Genomic DNA, 15,442 nt, shown 5'->3' on the forward strand with positions numbered 1-15,442 from the left:
GAGTTCTCCCGGGCTGGGTCGGGCGGGACGACGACGTCGTCCCTGGGAACTCCCCCTCTGTCATGGGCCTGAGAGCTTCGCCCGCGCGCGTGCACAGGGCTTTCACCGTCGGCGGATCCCCCGGTGCTCGAGATCGCTTTTCAGAGCGGCCGGACCTCCGCGGTACGCGTACCTGAGAGATTGGCGGGGAGGCTTGCTCCTTCGGTGCCCGGCTGCATGCGCCGGGGCTCTCCCGCGTCGGTCGTTCGGCCTGTCTTCGATTGTGGGTTCAGTCTAGCGGTCTCCCCCGCCCCCTCAGGAGCCCAGGGCGAGCTCCGCCCTGACCTCGTCACGGAGCCTGCCGAGGTTCTCCGGTTCGGGTGCCGCCGCCAGGAGCGTCTTGGTGTACTCGTGCTGCGGGTTCAGGATCACCTCGTCGGCCGTTCCCCGCTCCACGACATCGCCCTGGAAGAGCACCATGATGTCGTCGGAAAAGTGCCGCGCGGTCGCCAGATCGTGTGTGATGTAGAGGACGCCGAGGTTCTCCTCGCGCTGCAGCTCGGCGAGCAGGTTGAGCACGCCGAGCCGGATCGACACGTCGAGCATCGACACCGGCTCGTCCGCCACGATGAACCGGGCACCGGGGGCGAGGGCCCGCGCGATCGCCACGCGCTGCCGCTGCCCACCGGAGAGCTCGTGCGGGCGCCGTTCGGCGAAGCTCTCCCCCGGAGCGAGCCGCACGCGCTCCAGCAGCTCGATCGCCCGCGCCCGCACCTCGCGGCTGTCGAGCTTCGGGTGGTGGAGCCGGATCGGACGCTCCAGGTGGTGCACGATCGTGTGGAAGGGATTCAGCGAGGCGAACGGGTCCTGGAAGACCATCTGCACGTCCGACCGGTAGCGCTCCAGGGCCGAGCCCCGCGTGCCGGATTCCTCGCCGTCCAGGAGGATGCTCCCCGAGGTCGGCGTCTCCAGCTTCATCAGCATCCGGGCGATGGTGGATTTCCCCGACCCGGACTCGCCGACGAGGGCCGTGGTCCGCCCCGCCTCCAGGGTGAACGACACGTCCTTCACCGCGTGCAGCACACTCGTGCGGAACCCCGACCGCAGGTGGAAGTCCTTGACGAGGTTCCTCGCCTCGAGGGTGCCCGCACGCCTCGTCCCGTCCACGCTCATCGGATGACCTCCTGGTTCACGCCGCCGCTGCGGACGAAGTCGCCCCGCTCGCCCGTGAGGGACGGGAAGCTCGACAGCAGCCGCTGGGTGTACTCGTGCTGCGGGTTGCGGTAGATCTCCTCGGCCGTGCCCTGCTCGACGATCCGTCCCTGCAGCATGACGGCGATGCGGTCGCTGATCTCGATGAGCATGGGCAGGTCGTGGGTGATGATGATGACGGCGAACCCGAGCTTCTCCCGCAGACGCATGATCTCCCGGATGATGCCGCGCTGCACGACCACGTCGAGCGCCGTGGTGGGCTCGTCCATGATCATGACCTGCGGGTCGAGTGCCAGCGCCATCGCGATCATCATGCGCTGGCGCATGCCGCCGGAGAGCTCGTGCGGGAAGCTCGTCAACCGTCCCGGATCGACGCCGACGAGCGTGAGCAGCTCCTCGGCGCGCTCCTGCTTGGCCTTCTTGGACATTCCGGGACGATGGGTGTCGAAGATGTCGAAGATCTGCGCGCGGACCGAGATGACCGGGTTGAGGGAGTTCATGGCCCCCTGGAAGACCATCGAGATCTTGTCCCAGCGGAATGCGCGCAGCCCGTCGCCGTCGAGCCCGACGACGTCGATGTCGTGGCCGTCGCGGTCGTGGAACACGATCTCGCCGCCGGTCATCAGAGCCGGTGCCTTGAGCAGTCGGTTCATCCCGTAGGCGAGAGTGGTCTTGCCGCAGCCCGACTCCCCCGCGAGTCCGAGGATCTCGCCGCGGTGGAGGGTGAGCGAGACATCGCGGACGGCTTTGACGGGCGGATCGACCTCGTACTCGATCGAGACGTTCCTGGCGGTGAGCACGGCGTCGCTCATGCGGTGACCCCCTTCTCCTTCGCGGCCTTGCGCAGACGACGGGCCGCATCGGGCGCGTTGCGCAGCTTCGGGTTGATGACCTCGTCGATGGCGAAGTTGATCAGCGCGAGTCCCGCGCCGAGGATCGCGATCATGATGCCCGGCGGCACGAACCACCACCAGGCACCGCGGCCGAGGGCCTGACCCGACTGTGCGTCGTTGAGGATCGAGCCCCAGGTGATCGAGGAGTTCGGGCCGAGGCCGAGGTAGGAGAGCCCCGCCTCGCCGAGGATGGCGAAGATGATCGCGAACAGGAACTGCGCGGTCAGCAGCGGGAGCAGGTTCGGCATGATCTCGACGAGGATCACCCGGAGGGACTTCTCCCCCGCCACCTTCGACGCGTACACGTAGTCGCGGGTGCGGAGCGAGCGGGTCTGCAGCCGCAGCACGTACGCCGCTCCGGCCCAGGAGGTGATGCCGAGGACGAAGGCGACGAGCTGCCAGCTGCGCTGCGGCACGAAGGATGCGATCACCATGACCAGCGGCAGTCCGGGGATGACGATCATGACGTTGGTCAGGAGCGCGAGGACGTCCTCCCGCCAGCCGCCGAGGTACCCGGCCAGGACACCGAAGAGGAGCGAGAGCACGATGGCGATGCCGCCGGCCGTGACGCCGATGAGCAGCGACCCCTGCGCTCCGATCGCGAGCTGCGCGAGCACGTCGTTGCCGAGCTTGGTCGTGCCCAGCCAGTGCTCCGCCGACGGCGCGGCGAGGGCGGGGTTGTCGGTGCTGCGCGGGTTCTGCGTGAAGAACGGCGCGATGATCGCGAAGAGCACGATGGCGAGCACGAGCACGGCACCGACGATGAACTTCGGCGAGGTGCTGGGCAGGATGCGGCGACGTCTGCGTTCCTGACGCTGGGTGGCCAGAGCGACGGTGCCCTCGGGGGCGACGGTGGGCGACTCCTCCACGAGGAGCGGGTTCTTCGTGTCAGACATTCTGGCGAGCCCTCGGGTCGATGAAGCCATAGACGAGGTCCATGAAGAAGTTGGCGACGAGCACCGTGAGGGTGATCACGAGGAACAGCCCCTGCATCAGCGCGTAGTCGTTGTTGGTGACGGCCTGGAACATGAGCTTGCCGACACCCGGGTAGGTGAACACCTGCTCCATGACGATGGAGCCGGCGACGACGAAGCCGAGGGTGATCGAGAAGCCCGCGATCGACGGGATGGCGGCGTTCCGCGCGGCGTACGTCGTCATGATGCGCCGCGGCCGCAGTCCCTTCGCCTCAGCGGTGAGGACGTAGTCCTCGGCGAGCGTGGAGACCATCATGTTGCGCATGCCGAACATCCAACCGCCCACCGAGCTGATCACGATCGTGATCGCGGGAAGGAGCGAGTGGGTGACGGCGTCGGAGAAGAACGCCCAGGTCGGCTCCGGGCCGTCCGGGAAGTCGAAGACGTCATACCCGCCGAACATCGGGAACCATCCCAGACCGACGGCGAAGACGGCGATGAGGACGAGCGCGAGCCAGAAGTACGGGATGGATTGCAGGACGGTGGTCGCCGGGATGAGGTGGTCGACCCAGGTGCCGCGCTTCCACCCGGCCCACGCGCCGAGAACGACGCCGAGCAGGAAGGAGATGACCGTGGCGGTGCCGACGAGCACCAGCGTCCACGGCAGGGCGCCGGCGATCAGCTCCGACACCGGGGTGGGGAACTTGGTCACCGACACCCCGAGATCGCCGCGGAGCATGCGTCCCCAGTACGCGAGGTACTGCTCCCAGAGGGACGCATCATCACCGCCGAGCAGGAGCTTGATGTTGCGGATGGTGGTCTCGGAGACCTCTCCGCCGGCCCGCTGCATCTTCGCGATCATGATGTCGGCGGGATCCCCCGGCATGAGCCGGGGAAGCAGGAAGTTGATGGAGATCGCGGCCCACAGCGTGAACGCGTAGAACCCGATCCTTCGTGCATAGAACTTCATGTCACCTGTCCTGACTTCCTGCTTCCCCTGCTCCTCTCGAGACTCAGCCGGCGGGCTTGATCTGCGTCAGCACGTACCCGGCCGCGATCGCACCCCAGGAGGGCGGGAACGCGTAGAGGTTCTCCTCGGTCGGCCAACCGGTGTAGTCCTTCGTGTTGTAGAAGGTCTGCGTGGCGTTGATCACGAGCGGGATGTAGGGCACGTCAGTGACGATCGCGTCCTGGATCGTGGCGTAGAGCTCCTTGCGCTCCGCCTCGTCCTCGGTGCTGATGGCCTGCTGGATGGCCGCATCGACGGTCGGGTTGTTGTAGCGGCTGAAGTTCCAGCGCCCCGGGGGGATCTCGGTGCCGACGGGGCTGGTGGACTGCACCTCGGTGCCACCGAACCAGTCGCGGTAGATCTGGAACGGGTCGGCGATGGTCGTGCCGACCACGCCGCCGACGATCAGCTGGAACTCGCCGGACTGGCGGGCGTCGACGAACTCCTGCCACTGCACGGTCGACGCGGTGATCTTGATGCCCGCAGCCTCGGCCTGCTCGGCGATGAGCTTCGCGGCGTCGTTGTAGTCCGTCCAGCCGTCGACCGAGATCAGGCTGAGCTCGACGGGCGCGCCGTCCTTCTCGTAGATCCCGGAGGAGCCCTTGGTGTAGCCGGCAGCCTCGAGGATGGACGCGGCCTCCTCGACGTTGGCCTCCTGCGGGCTGACCTCGTACGCGTCGTCGGTGAGCCACTTCTCATCGCGCGGGAGCAGCGTGTAGGCGGGCGAGACGTCGGCGGTGAGACCGACGAACGCCTTGTCCTTGATGGTGGCGCGGTCGACGGCGACGTTCAGCGCCTGCCGGACCGCCACGTCCGTCTGCGGGCCCGTGCAGCCGAGCTCGGCGTTCGAGCAGGTGTAGAGGACGGTCGGGTCCTGCGGCGTGTTGATCCACTCGATCTTGCCGTTGGCGGTCGCGTCGTCCGGGTTCGGGATGAACATGCCGGTCCAGTCCAGCTCACCCGCCGTCACCAGATCCTGCGCGGTCTGGTTGTTGTCGACCGCGATGTACTGGACCTTCTTGATGGCCAGCTCGTCGGCGCCGCGGTAGTTCTCGTTGGCGACCAGCGTGTAGGACTCGCTCGTGGTCTTGTCCACGACGTACGGGCCCGACCCGACCGGCTCCTCGTTCGTGAAGTTCGCGAAGTCGTCGACGTCCTTCCAGATGTGCTCGGGGAGGATGTAGCTCGACCCCATCCGCTGGAACTCCGTGGTGTACTGCGCGATGCCGTAGGTGAGCACGACCGTGGTGTCGTCGGTGGCCTCGGCGGAGACCAGCTGGTTGCCCTCGGGGTTGTTCGCCTCGTACAGGAAGGTGAAGGCCACGTCCGCGGCCGTGAGCGGCTCGCCGTCGCTCCACTTCAGGTCGGGCTTGATCTTCACCGTGATCTGCGTGCCGTCTTCGTTGTACTCGAAGGACTCGCCGATGAGGCCGATGGGCTCCTCGTCCTTGGTCTTGTTGTAGAAGAACAGCGGCTCGTAGATCGGGCCGAGTGCGCCGTGGAGCACGTTCGGGGCGAACGGGTTGTAGTTCGTCGTGATCGGCGTCGTGCTGCCGGCCCAGACGCGGAGGGCACGGTCGCTGGACGCGTTGCCGCCCTCGTCGCCGTCACCGCCGCCGCCACCACAGGCCGTCAGGCCCAGGGCGAGGACCGAGGCCCCCGCGACCGCCGTGAGCGCGATCTTGCGCTTTCCGTTACGGATCATTCTTCATTTCCTCTCGGTGCTGCACTGCAGGAGGGATTCTCCGGTTGGAGCCGAACCCCGGGCGGGGTTCACGGGAACCCCGGGAGGTGGCCTGCGGGCCGCCCTCGAAGGGGTTTGTTAGGACAGTAACCTAACAAACCCGCTCCGGGGGAACAAGCCTTCCTGCGGGCAGGAGATAACGTTTCGGACTCGACACTCCTGCGCGTCATATGCCCGCACTAAAGGTCGTCATGACACTAAGATCGGCTGCGGAGGTTAAGGTGCATATGACTCGAAGTGCGGACATCCGCGTCGCCGTCTCGACGGTGATCCTCACGCTGCGCCGCGGTGACGACGGTCCTCCCGTTCTCGCACTCCCCCTCGTCCGCCGTACCCGCGAGCCGTTCGCAGAGCGATGGGCGCTTCCCGGCGGGTGGCTCACCCCCGAGGAGTCGCCGGTCGACGCCGCGGCCCGGACACTCGCCGAGACGACGGGCCTTGCGCCCACCTACCTGGAGCAGCTCTACGCCTTCGGCGCCGTCGACCGCTCCCCCACGCGGGTCGTCTCGATCGTGTACTGGGCACTGCTGCGTCAGGACGACGTCGAAGCCCAGATCACCGCGCATCGGGCATCCGGTCGCGCGCCGGAGAACGTGGAGTGGTTCGATGTCGACGGCCTGCCCGCACTCGCCTTCGATCATCACGAGATCATCGAGTACGCGCTCTGGCGCCTCCGCAACAAGGTCGGCTACAGCCGCGTGGCCCAGGGCTTCCTGCCCGCCGAGTTCACGCTCGCCGAGCTGCGGGAGGCGTACGAGTCGATCCTCGGGCGCCCACTGGACCCTGCGAACTTCCGGCGGCAGGTCGAGGCCGCGGGCAACCTCACCCGCACCGACCGCTTCCGCACGGGCAGCCACCGCCCGGCCCGCCTGTACCGCGACGACACCGACGTCGAGCTCGCCGACCGCGGCCCGCTCCGCCCCGAGGAAACGAGAACCCGATGAGCATCACCTTCATCCCGACCCCCGTGGTCCCTGCGGCCGACCCGTCCGTCGATCACGCGATCCAGGCCATCGTCGGTGGAGCCTCCACCGACGCTACGTGCACCACCGACCTCGCCGTCGGCCCGTGGGACTTCGACACGCGCCCCGGGTACGGGCCCGGATCCTCCATGGGCGACGTCATCCCGACCGGGGCTCCCCGGCAGGGGGAGCTCCCCGCCGCCTACCGCGAGGCGGACGAAGCCGAGCTCCACCGGCGCATCGAGGCGGCCAAGGCGACCCTCGGAGACCGGGTGGTGATCCTCGGCCACTTCTACCAGCGCGAGGAGGTCGTGACCCATGCGGACGAGGTGGGTGACTCGTTCCAGCTCGCCACCGCCGCCACGATGCGGCCGGATGCGGAGGCGATCGTCTTCTGCGGCGTGCACTTCATGGCCGAGACCGCCGACCTCCTGTCGCAGCCCGACCAGGCCGTGATCCTGCCGAATCTCGCCGCCGGGTGCTCCATGGCGGACATGGCCGACATCGACCAGGTGGAGGAGTGCTGGGAGCAGCTCGCCGACGTGCTGGGCGACCTCGACACCCCCGACTCCGACGGCCGCGTGCCGGTGATCCCCGTCACCTACATGAATTCCTCCGCGGCGATCAAGGGCTTCGTCGGGCGGCACGGCGGCATCGTGTGCACCTCGTCGAACGCCGCCACGGTGCTGGAGTGGGCCTTCGCCCGCGGCCGTCGCGTGCTCTTCTTCCCCGACCAGCATCTGGGTCGGAACACCGCGAAGGCCATGGGGGTGCCGCTCGACCGGATGCCGATGTGGAACCCGCGGCGAGCGCTCGGCGGCTCCACCCCGGAGGAGCTCGTCGACGCGGAGGTGATCCTCTGGCACGGCTTCTGCTCCGTGCACCGGCGGTTCACCGTGGCGCAGATCGACCAGGCCCGCGCGGAGCACCCGGGGGTCCGCGTGATCGTGCATCCGGAGTGCCCGATGAAGGTCGTCGACGCGGCCGATGCGGCCGGCTCCACGGAGTACATCCGCCGCGCCATCGCCGAGGCCACGGAGCCGACGACGTTCGCGGTCGGGACCGAGATCAACCTCGTGCGCCGCCTGGCCGCGCAGTACCCGCAGCACCGGATCTTCTGCCTCGACCCGGTCGTCTGCCCGTGCTCGACCATGTACCGCATCCACCCCGGCTACCTCGCGTGGGTGCTGGAGGAGCTGGTCGCCGGCCGCACCCCGAACCGCATCACGGTCTCCCCTGACGTCGCCGCCCCGGCTCGCCTCGCGCTCGAGCGGATGCTCGCCGCCAAGCCGCCGGTGGCCGCCGGGGCACGATGAACGTCGTCGTCGTCGGCTCCGGGATCGCCGGACTCACCGCCGCGCTGCACGCGCACGAGATCGGGCATGCCGTGACGCTCGTGACGAAGAGCGCGCTCGGGGGCGGATGCACGCCGCTCGCGCAGGGCGGCGTGGCCGGCGGCTACGGGCCGGGCGACGGACCGGCGGCGCATGCCGCCGACACGATCAGCGCCGGAGCGGGTCTGTGCGATCCGGCCGCCGTCGACGCGCTCGTGGCGGACGGCGCCGCCCGGATCGCCGAGCTCCTGGCCCGCGGCGTCGCCTTCGACCGGGCGCCGGGCGGTGCCCTCGCCCGCGGGCGGGAGGCGGCGCACACCCATGCCCGCATCCTCCACGCCGGGGGCGACGCGACCGGGGCCGCGATCTCCGCGGCGCTGTGCGCGGCCGTTCAGCGCACGCCGATGTCCGTCCGCGAGCGGACGATGCTCCTCGATCTGATCGTCGAGGCGGGACGGATCCGCGGGATCACGGTCCTCCGCGAGGGCGCCGCGGTCGAGATCCGGGCCGACGCCGTGATCCTCGCCACGGGCGGGGCAGGGCAGCTCTACGCGCACACGACCAATCCGATCGAGACGACCGGCGACGGCATCGCGGCGGCTCTGCGCGCCGGCGCCGCCATCGCCGACCTGGAGTTCGTGCAGTTCCACCCGACCACCCTCCCCGGCGTCCGGGTCTTCCTCCTGTCCGAAGCCGTCCGCGGTGAGGGAGCCGTGCTCCGCGACAGCGACGGACGACGGTTCGTGTTCGACAGCCACCCCGACGGGGAGCTCGCCCCGCGCGACGTCGTCGCCCGGGCCATCGCCGGGCAGGCAGCCCGGCAGGGGACGCCTGTGCACCTCGATGCCACCGGGCTGGGGGCCGATGCGCTCGCCCGCCGCTTCCCGACCATCGACCGCATGACGCGCGACCGCGGTTTCGACTGGTCCCGGGAGCCGCTGCCGGTGACCCCCGCCGCGCACTACCTCATGGGCGGCGTCGTCACCGACCGGCACGGACGGACCACCATCCCGGGGCTGTACGCCGCCGGCGAGATCGCCCGGACAGGAGTGCACGGAGCCAACCGGCTCGCCTCCAACTCGCTCCTCGAAGGAGCCGTGTTCGGAGCCAGGGCCGCCGCCGCGCTGGACGAGCCATGGCCCACCGCTGCCGTCGACATCACCCCGTGTCCGTCACCGACGGACGGGACAGACGCGGCGGACGCGGATGTCGCACCGGAGCCCCTCCCCCCGTTCGACCGCGCGGCTCTGCAGCGGCTGCTGTGGGACGAGGTCGGCCTGCGGCGGAACGGATCCGGCCTGCACCGCGCTCTCCGCATCGTGCGCGGGTGGGCCGTCGGGTTGCCTCCTGCGGTCGACGTGCGCACGTACGAGGACCGGAATCTGCTGCTGGTCGCCGACGCCACCCTTCGTGCCGCCCTGGCACGCCCGGCCTCGGTCGGCGCCCATCACCGCGATGATCCCGCCCCCGACGCACCGACCATGGCACACCCGTCGATCCTGGAGACCGCCTGATGCTCACCCACGCCACCCTGCACCGCGTCGTCGGAGCCGCGCTCGAGGAGGACGCCCCCTGGGGCGACCTCACCAGCACCACCCTGCTCCCCGCGGAGACGACGGCCACGGCCGACCTCGTCGCCCGCGAGGACGGGGTCTTCAGCGGCGGCGAGGTGTTCGCCGCCGCGTTCATCCTCACCGACCCGGACGTCACGGTCGACCTGCACGTGGGCGACGGCGATGCCTTCACGGCTTCCGACGTGCTGGCCACCGTGACAGGGCCGGCCCGCGCTGTGCTCACCGCCGAACGCGCCGCGTTGAACTTCGCGCAGCGGATGTCGGGCATCGCGACGCTCACCGCCGCCTACGTCCGCGAAGTCGAGGGAACGCGGGCGCGCATCGCCGACACCCGCAAGACCACGCCCGGTCTGCGGGCGTTCGAGCGGCACGCGGTCGTGTCCGGCGGCGGGCGGAACCATCGGTACTCGCTCTCCGACGCGGTCATGGCGAAGGACAACCACCTCGCAGTGCTCCAGAGGTCCGGGCTCGATCTCGCGACGGCTCTCCGCGAGGCACTCTCGCGGCTGCCGCACACCGCCCACGTCGTCGTCGAGGTCGACCGTCTCGACCAGATCCCTGCGGTGCTCGACGGCGGCGCCCATACCGTGCTCCTGGACAATTTCTCCCTCGACGATCTGCGCGCCGGCGTGGCGCTCATCGGCGAGCGCGCCACCGTGGAGGCCTCGGGCGGCGTCGAGCTGACCACCGTCCGCGCCATCGCCGAGACCGGGGTGGATGTGATCTCGGTCGGAGCCCTCACGCACTCCGCGCGGGCGCTGGACCTCGGACTCGACCTCCGGATCGACTGAGTCCGTGCTGTACCTCGACCACGCCGCGACGTCTCCGGTACGCCCCGAGGTGCGGGCGGCCATGGAGCCCTTCCTCACCGAGGTGTTCGGCAACCCCGCCAGCCACCACACCGCGGGCGAGACCGCGGCGCGCGCGCTGGAGGACGCCCGCGCCCGGGTGGCCCGCGTGTTCGGGACGCGGGCAGGGGATGTCGTCTTCACCGGCGGCGGCACGGAGGCGAACAACCTCGCCGTGAAGGGACTCGCCCTGGGAGCGCTCGCCTCCGGCCGGCGGCGCGTCGTCGTGTCCCCCATCGAGCACGAGTCGATCCGGGAGTCGGCGGCGTACCTCGCGCGGTTCCACGGGGTGACGGTCGCGATGCCCGCCGTCGACGGCACCGGACGGATCACGCCGGACGCCCTCGACACGGCGCTCACCGACGACACGGCCGTCGTGTCCCTCGGACACGCGAACAACGAGATCGGCACCGTCCAGGACATCGCGGCGCTCCGCGAGGTCGTCCACGCCCGCCGCGTGCCCCTCCACGTCGACGCCGTGCAGTCGGCCGGCTGGCTGCCGCTGCACGAGCTGCATGCCGACGCGGTGTCGATCGCCGGGCACAAGCTCGGCGCTCCCAAGGGCACCGGGGCGCTCGTCGTCCGCGGACGCCTCCCTCTGGAACCGCTCCTGCACGGCGGCGGCCAGGAGCGTGGGCGGCGGTCCGGCACCGTCGACGTCGCGGGAGCGGTGGGCCTGGCGACGGCACTGGATCTCGCCGAGCGGGAGCGCGAAGACACCGCGACCCGGGTGGAGGCCGCGACGGCGCGTTTCATCGCCGAGGTGCAGCGCCGCGTGCCCGTGGCCGCACTCACGGGGCATCCCACGCAGCGGCTCCCCGCGACGGCGAGCTTCACGATCGCCGGCGTGAGCGGCGAGGCGGTGCTGCTGGAGCTGGAGCGCCGCGGGGTGATCTCGTCCAGCGGCTCCGCCTGCGCCGCCGGCAGCGACGAGCCCTCCCCCGTGCTGCTCGCGTGCGGCATCGCCCCGGAGGTCGCCCAGACGGCCGTGCGCTTTACCTTCGGGCGCTCGGCCCTCCCTGCGGACGCTCCGGAGCGCCTCGCCGCACTCGTCGCGGAAGCGGTCGACGCGGTCCGCGGCTGACGGACGGCCCTAGACTCGGCGGAGTGACCGCCCCCGCCCCGATCGTGACGCTGATCGTGCCCGGACGCGACATCGCCGCGTTCGCCCCCTCCGCCCTCGACTCCCTCCGTGCGCAGACGGACGAGCGGTGGCGTGCGATCCTCATCGACGACGGCTCCACCGACGACACGGGAGCGATCTTCGCCGACGCCGCCGCGACGGATCCCCGCTTCACCCTGATCCGGCATGAGGCTTCCGTCGGGCTCGGCGCCGCGCGCAATGTCGGCCTCGCGCGGGTCGACACGCCCTTCACGGGCTTCCTCGATGCGGATGACGAGCTGATGCCGGACGCCCTCTCGACGCTCGTGGGCACGCTCGAACGCACGGAGAGCGACTTCGCCGCCGGTGCCTACGTGCGGCTGCGTCCCCAGGGGCGAGGGTACGTGCCCGGCCGCGTACAGCCGTGGGTGGCCGCGGCGACCTCTCCTCGCCGTCTCGGCACCACCCTCGCGGAGCATCCGCAGGCTGTGTCGAACATCGTCGCATGGTCCAAGGTGAGCCGCACCGAGATGTGGTCCGACCTGCGGTTCCCCGAGGGTGTCGCCTACGAGGACCAGGTCGTCGCGCAGACGATGTACACCCGGGCGCGCGCCTTCGACGTGCTGCCTGACGTCGTGGTGCGCTGGCGCGTCCGAGCGGACGGCACCTCGATCACCCAGGGCAAGGCGCAGCTCCCCGTGCTCCGCGACTACCTCGCTGCGCTCCGCGGCGGCATCCGTGTGCTGCAGGCGGCGGGCGCGCACGCCGCCGTGACCGCTCGACTCGACCTCATCCTCGCGATGGACGTCGCTCCGCTCCGGGAGATCGCGGACACGCACCCGGATCCCGCCTACGCGGCGGAGGTGTCCGCGTTCCTGGCCGAACTGCGCGCCCTTCCCGAATTCGCCGACGCCCGCCCCGACCCCACCCTCGCCGACGCCCTCGCGTGGTGAGCCCCGCCGGAAGGACCCCCGCATGACCGACTACCTCTCCTCGCTCTTCGCGCTCGACGGCCGCACCGCGGTCGTGACCGGCGGCAGCTCGGGCATCGGCCGCGGCATCGCGACGGCGCTCGCCCGGGCCGGCGCGGCCACGGTGATCGTCGCCCGCGGCGCGGAGCGCATCGCGGAGACCGTCGAGGAGCTGAACGCGCAGGGGTGCCGGGCCGCGGGCGTCGTCGGCGATCTGGGCTCCCGCGACGGCATCCACGCGGTCGCGGAGGCCGCTGCCGTCCCCTTCGGCGAGCCGGACATCCTCGTCAACTCCGCCGGCATCAACATCCGTCCGCCCTACGCCGAGATCACCGAGGCGGACTGGGACGCGACGATGACCGTCAACGCGCTCGCCCCGTTCCTTCTCGGTCAGCGCTGGGCGCAGGGCATGGCTGCGCGCGGGTACGGGCGGCTCATCCACATCAGCTCGCAGCAGGCGCACCGGGCATTCGTGGGCAGCGGGGTGTACGGCGCCTCCAAGGGCGCGGTCGAGTCGCTCATGCGCTCGGAGGCCGAGGCCTGGGGTGGTACCGGTGTGACGAGCAACACCCTCGTCCCGGGATTCGTCCTCACTCCCCTGAACGCCCGCCTGCAGGAGGATCCCGCCACGATCGCGGCCCTCGCGGCCCGGACGATGGTCGGACGCAACGGCCTCCCGGAGGACTTCGCCGCGGCCGCGGTCTTCCTCGCGGGTCCCGGCTCGGCGTATGTCACCGGCCAGTCGCTGTTCGTCGACGGCGGGCTCTCCGTCCACTGACCCGCGAAGCCGTCAGCCGTCGGTCGGGCGCGGTCGGGCGTCGGCGCTGGATGCCGTCGGCAGCGGTACGCCGGTCGTGAGCGCCACGACGGCGTCGGCCGCCGCGGAGTCCTCCGGCTCGCGGTCCGCACGGCGCCCGGCGAGCGGAGCATCGACGCCCTCCTCGACACCGCCACGGATCGCGGCCTCCTCCTCGGCTTCTGCTTCGATCTCGGCGTTCAGCACACGCGACGCGGCCACCTGCTGTGCCGCCAGCTCGGCGTAGAGGCCGCCCTGCGCGAGGAGCTCCGCGTGGGTGCCGGACTCCACGATGCGACCGGCCTCCAGCACATGGATGACGTCCGCCCCCATGACCGTCGAGAGGCGGTGCGCGATCGACAGGGTCGTGCGCCCCTTGGCCGCCTCGTCGAGGGCTTCCTGCACCACGCGCTCGGACACGGTGTCCAGGGCGGAGGTCGCCTCGTCGAGCAGGAGCACCGGCGGGTCCTTCAGGAGCACGCGGGCGATCGCGATCCGCTGTTTCTCTCCGCCGGAGAGCCGGTATCCGCGCTCCCCCACGACGGTGTCGTAGCCCTTCTCGAAGCCCGCGATGATGTGGTGGATGTTGGCCGCGGTGCAGGCGGCGACCAGTTCCTCGTCGGTCGCATCGGGCTTTGCATAGCGGAGGTTCTCCCGGATCGTCGCGTGGAACAGGTAGGTCTCCTGGGAGACGATGCCCACGTCGTCGATGATCGACTCCTGCGTGAGCGTGCGCACGTCCGCCCCTGCGAACAGCACCGCGCCGCCCTTGGCCTCGTACAGCCGTGGGGCGAGATAGAGGATCGTGGTCTTGCCGGCGCCGGACGGGCCGACGAAGGCGACGTGCTGCCCGGGCTCGGCCACGAACGAGACCCCGTGCAGCGTGGGGCGCGAGTCGGCCGCGGCATCCGGATAGCGGAACACGACGTCCTGGAACTCGACGCGTCCGCGCGGCCCAGGGGCCTGCGCGACGGTGACCGCGTCGGGGGCGTCGGTGATCTCCGGTACGAGGTCGAGGTACTCGAAGATGCGGGCGAACAGCGCGGACGAGGTCTGCAGATCGAGCGAGACCCGCATGAGCCCCATGAGCGGCATGAGCAGCCGCGCCTGGACCGTCGTGAAGGCCACGATCGTACCCGCGGTGATCGCTCCCGTCCCGCCCGCGATGAGGTAGCCGGACACCAGATAGATGACGGCCGGCACGCTCGCCATGATGACCTGCACGACCGCGAAGAAGCCCTGGCCGCTCATGGCCCGGCGCACCTGCAGGCGCACCTGGTTGCGGTTCTCCTGCTGGTAGCGCTCGGACTCGGTGCGCTGGCGGTTGAACGCCTTGGACAGCAGCATGCCCGAGACGCTCAGGGTCTCCTGGGTGATGGAGGTCAACTCGGACAGCGACTCCTGGGTCTCCCCCGCGATGCGCGCCCGCACCTGCCCCACGCGTCGCTGCACGAGCACGAGGAAGGGCATCAGCACGACCGCGATGAGGGTGAGGCGCCAGTCGATGAGGATCATCGCGACGAGGGAGGCGATCACCGTGACGGCGTTGCCGAGGATGCTGGTGACGGTGTTCGTCAGCACGCCGGAGACACCGCCGACGTCGTTCTGCAGCCGGGACTGGATCACCCCGGTCTTCGTCCGGGTGAAGAAGCCGAGCTCCATCGCCTGCAGGTGCTCGAACAGCCGCACCCGGAGATCGCCCGTGACGCTGTTGCCGACCGTCGCCGTGAGCCAGGTCTGCGCGACGCCGAGGACCGCCGAGAAGAGGAAGAGGCCGACCATCGCCCCGACGAGCACGCCGAGCAGGGAGAGGTGGGGGCCGCCGCCGTCGACGGGGAACAGGGCGTCGTCGAAGATGCGCTGCACGAGGAGCGGCGGGATGACCGCGATACCCGCGCCGAGGACCACGAGGACACCGGTGAAGAGGATGCGCCACCGGTAGGCGCTGAACAGAGCGACGACCCGGGTGCCGAGCCCGTCGATCTTCGGGGCCTCCGCGTTGAGCCGACGCTGGGCGTCCTCGTCCACGCCGCGGAAACCGCCCCGCGGACCACCGCCCATCCCGCCCATGCTCATGGCGCCAGCGTACTCAGGACGGCGGACA

The 15,442-nt window shown here is 70.5% G+C and carries 13 protein-coding genes and 2 riboswitches; of the genes, 7 read left to right on the top strand and 6 right to left on the bottom strand.

Going from position 1 to position 15,442, the window contains the following annotated elements; genetic code table 11:
* Window positions 1-50: 50 nt before the first annotated feature.
* Window positions 51-149, bottom strand: a riboswitch (glycine riboswitch).
* 1 nt (window position 150) lies between these two features.
* A riboswitch (glycine riboswitch) is annotated at window positions 151-245 on the bottom strand.
* A 49-nt stretch (window positions 246-294) separates the two neighbouring features.
* From AB1285_RS09775 to AB1285_RS09795, 5 genes are read right to left on the bottom strand one after another with little or no spacing between them, the layout of a single operon-like run.
* The gene (locus AB1285_RS09775; protein ID WP_370428699.1) at window positions 295-1,152 is read right to left on the bottom strand and encodes an ABC transporter ATP-binding protein; all 858 of its coding nucleotides are present in this window, start codon (window positions 1,150-1,152) and stop codon (window positions 295-297) included.
* Window positions 1,149-2,003: an ABC transporter ATP-binding protein gene (locus tag AB1285_RS09780; protein WP_370428698.1), complete on the bottom strand. Its 855-nt coding sequence runs from the start codon at window positions 2,001-2,003 to the stop codon at window positions 1,149-1,151. Before AB1285_RS09780 ends, AB1285_RS09775 begins: the two co-directional genes overlap by 4 nt.
* Window positions 2,000-2,980 (bottom strand): ABC transporter permease, encoded by a 981-nt coding sequence (locus AB1285_RS09785; protein ID WP_259962736.1) that lies wholly within the window; start codon window positions 2,978-2,980, stop codon window positions 2,000-2,002. Before AB1285_RS09785 ends, AB1285_RS09780 begins: the two co-directional genes overlap by 4 nt.
* Window positions 2,973-3,968, bottom strand: coding sequence for an ABC transporter permease (locus tag AB1285_RS09790; RefSeq protein WP_268777761.1), 996 nt, complete (start codon window positions 3,966-3,968; stop codon window positions 2,973-2,975). Before AB1285_RS09790 ends, AB1285_RS09785 begins: the two co-directional genes overlap by 8 nt.
* A gap of 43 nt (window positions 3,969-4,011) precedes the next feature.
* Window positions 4,012-5,712, bottom strand: a complete 1,701-nt coding sequence (locus tag AB1285_RS09795) for an ABC transporter substrate-binding protein (protein ID WP_187663632.1) — start codon at window positions 5,710-5,712, stop codon at window positions 4,012-4,014.
* Between the two features lie 266 nt (window positions 5,713-5,978).
* On the opposite strand from AB1285_RS09795, the gene AB1285_RS09800 reads away from it, so the two are divergent.
* Genes AB1285_RS09800 through AB1285_RS09830 form a run of 7 tightly spaced genes read left to right on the top strand, consistent with a single transcriptional unit; the run spans window position 5,979 to window position 13,320 of the window.
* A complete protein-coding gene (locus AB1285_RS09800; RefSeq protein WP_187663631.1) occupies window positions 5,979-6,695 on the top strand; it encodes an NUDIX hydrolase in 717 nt (238 codons plus the stop codon).
* Entirely contained in the window at window positions 6,692-8,029 is a 1,338-nt protein-coding gene (nadA, locus tag AB1285_RS09805; RefSeq protein ID WP_370428697.1) for a quinolinate synthase NadA, read from the top strand. Before AB1285_RS09800 ends, nadA begins: the two co-directional genes overlap by 4 nt.
* The gene (gene nadB / locus AB1285_RS09810; protein ID WP_370428696.1) at window positions 8,026-9,561 is read left to right on the top strand and encodes an L-aspartate oxidase; all 1,536 of its coding nucleotides are present in this window, start codon (window positions 8,026-8,028) and stop codon (window positions 9,559-9,561) included. The genes nadA and nadB overlap by 4 nt, the downstream gene beginning before the upstream one ends.
* The gene (nadC, locus tag AB1285_RS09815; protein WP_370428695.1) at window positions 9,561-10,412 is read left to right on the top strand and encodes a carboxylating nicotinate-nucleotide diphosphorylase; all 852 of its coding nucleotides are present in this window, start codon (window positions 9,561-9,563) and stop codon (window positions 10,410-10,412) included. Before nadB ends, nadC begins: the two co-directional genes overlap by 1 nt.
* 4 nt (window positions 10,413-10,416) lie before the next feature.
* On the top strand, window positions 10,417-11,553 hold the full coding sequence (locus AB1285_RS09820; RefSeq protein ID WP_363445824.1) for a cysteine desulfurase family protein: 1,137 nt from the start codon (window positions 10,417-10,419) through the stop codon (window positions 11,551-11,553).
* 23 nt (window positions 11,554-11,576) lie between these two features.
* The gene (locus AB1285_RS09825; protein WP_370428694.1) at window positions 11,577-12,524 is read left to right on the top strand and encodes a glycosyltransferase family 2 protein; all 948 of its coding nucleotides are present in this window, start codon (window positions 11,577-11,579) and stop codon (window positions 12,522-12,524) included.
* Between the two features lie 22 nt (window positions 12,525-12,546).
* Window positions 12,547-13,320: an SDR family NAD(P)-dependent oxidoreductase gene (locus tag AB1285_RS09830; protein ID WP_136050923.1), complete on the top strand. Its 774-nt coding sequence runs from the start codon at window positions 12,547-12,549 to the stop codon at window positions 13,318-13,320.
* Between the two features lie 12 nt (window positions 13,321-13,332).
* On the opposite strand, the gene AB1285_RS09835 is transcribed toward AB1285_RS09830, so the two are convergent.
* Window positions 13,333-15,408: an ABC transporter ATP-binding protein gene (locus tag AB1285_RS09835; RefSeq protein WP_268777821.1), complete on the bottom strand. Its 2,076-nt coding sequence runs from the start codon at window positions 15,406-15,408 to the stop codon at window positions 13,333-13,335.
* Between the last annotated feature and the right edge of the window lie 34 nt (window positions 15,409-15,442).

This window comes from Microbacterium sp. NRRL B-14842, assembly GCF_050470785.1.

Bases quoted from the DNA above. Each gene is read 5' to 3' on its own strand.
- AB1285_RS09775 (WP_370428699.1), bottom strand. From the start codon at position 1,152: ATGAGCGTGGACGGGACGAGGCGTGCGGGCACCCTCGAGGCGAGGAAC.
- AB1285_RS09780 (WP_370428698.1), bottom strand. From the start codon at position 2,003: ATGAGCGACGCCGTGCTCACCGCCAGGAACGTCTCGATCGAGTACGAG.
- AB1285_RS09785 (WP_259962736.1), bottom strand. From the start codon at position 2,980: ATGTCTGACACGAAGAACCCGCTCCTCGTGGAGGAGTCGCCCACCGTC.
- AB1285_RS09790 (WP_268777761.1), bottom strand. From the start codon at position 3,968: ATGAAGTTCTATGCACGAAGGATCGGGTTCTACGCGTTCACGCTGTGG.
- AB1285_RS09795 (WP_187663632.1), bottom strand. From the start codon at position 5,712: ATGATCCGTAACGGAAAGCGCAAGATCGCGCTCACGGCGGTCGCGGGG.
- AB1285_RS09800 (WP_187663631.1), top strand. From the start codon at position 5,979: ATGACTCGAAGTGCGGACATCCGCGTCGCCGTCTCGACGGTGATCCTC.
- nadA (WP_370428697.1), top strand. From the start codon at position 6,692: ATGAGCATCACCTTCATCCCGACCCCCGTGGTCCCTGCGGCCGACCCG.
- nadB (WP_370428696.1), top strand. From the start codon at position 8,026: ATGAACGTCGTCGTCGTCGGCTCCGGGATCGCCGGACTCACCGCCGCG.
- nadC (WP_370428695.1), top strand. From the start codon at position 9,561: ATGCTCACCCACGCCACCCTGCACCGCGTCGTCGGAGCCGCGCTCGAG.
- AB1285_RS09830 (WP_136050923.1), top strand. From the start codon at position 12,547: ATGACCGACTACCTCTCCTCGCTCTTCGCGCTCGACGGCCGCACCGCG.
- AB1285_RS09835 (WP_268777821.1), bottom strand. From the start codon at position 15,408: ATGGGCGGGATGGGCGGTGGTCCGCGGGGCGGTTTCCGCGGCGTGGAC.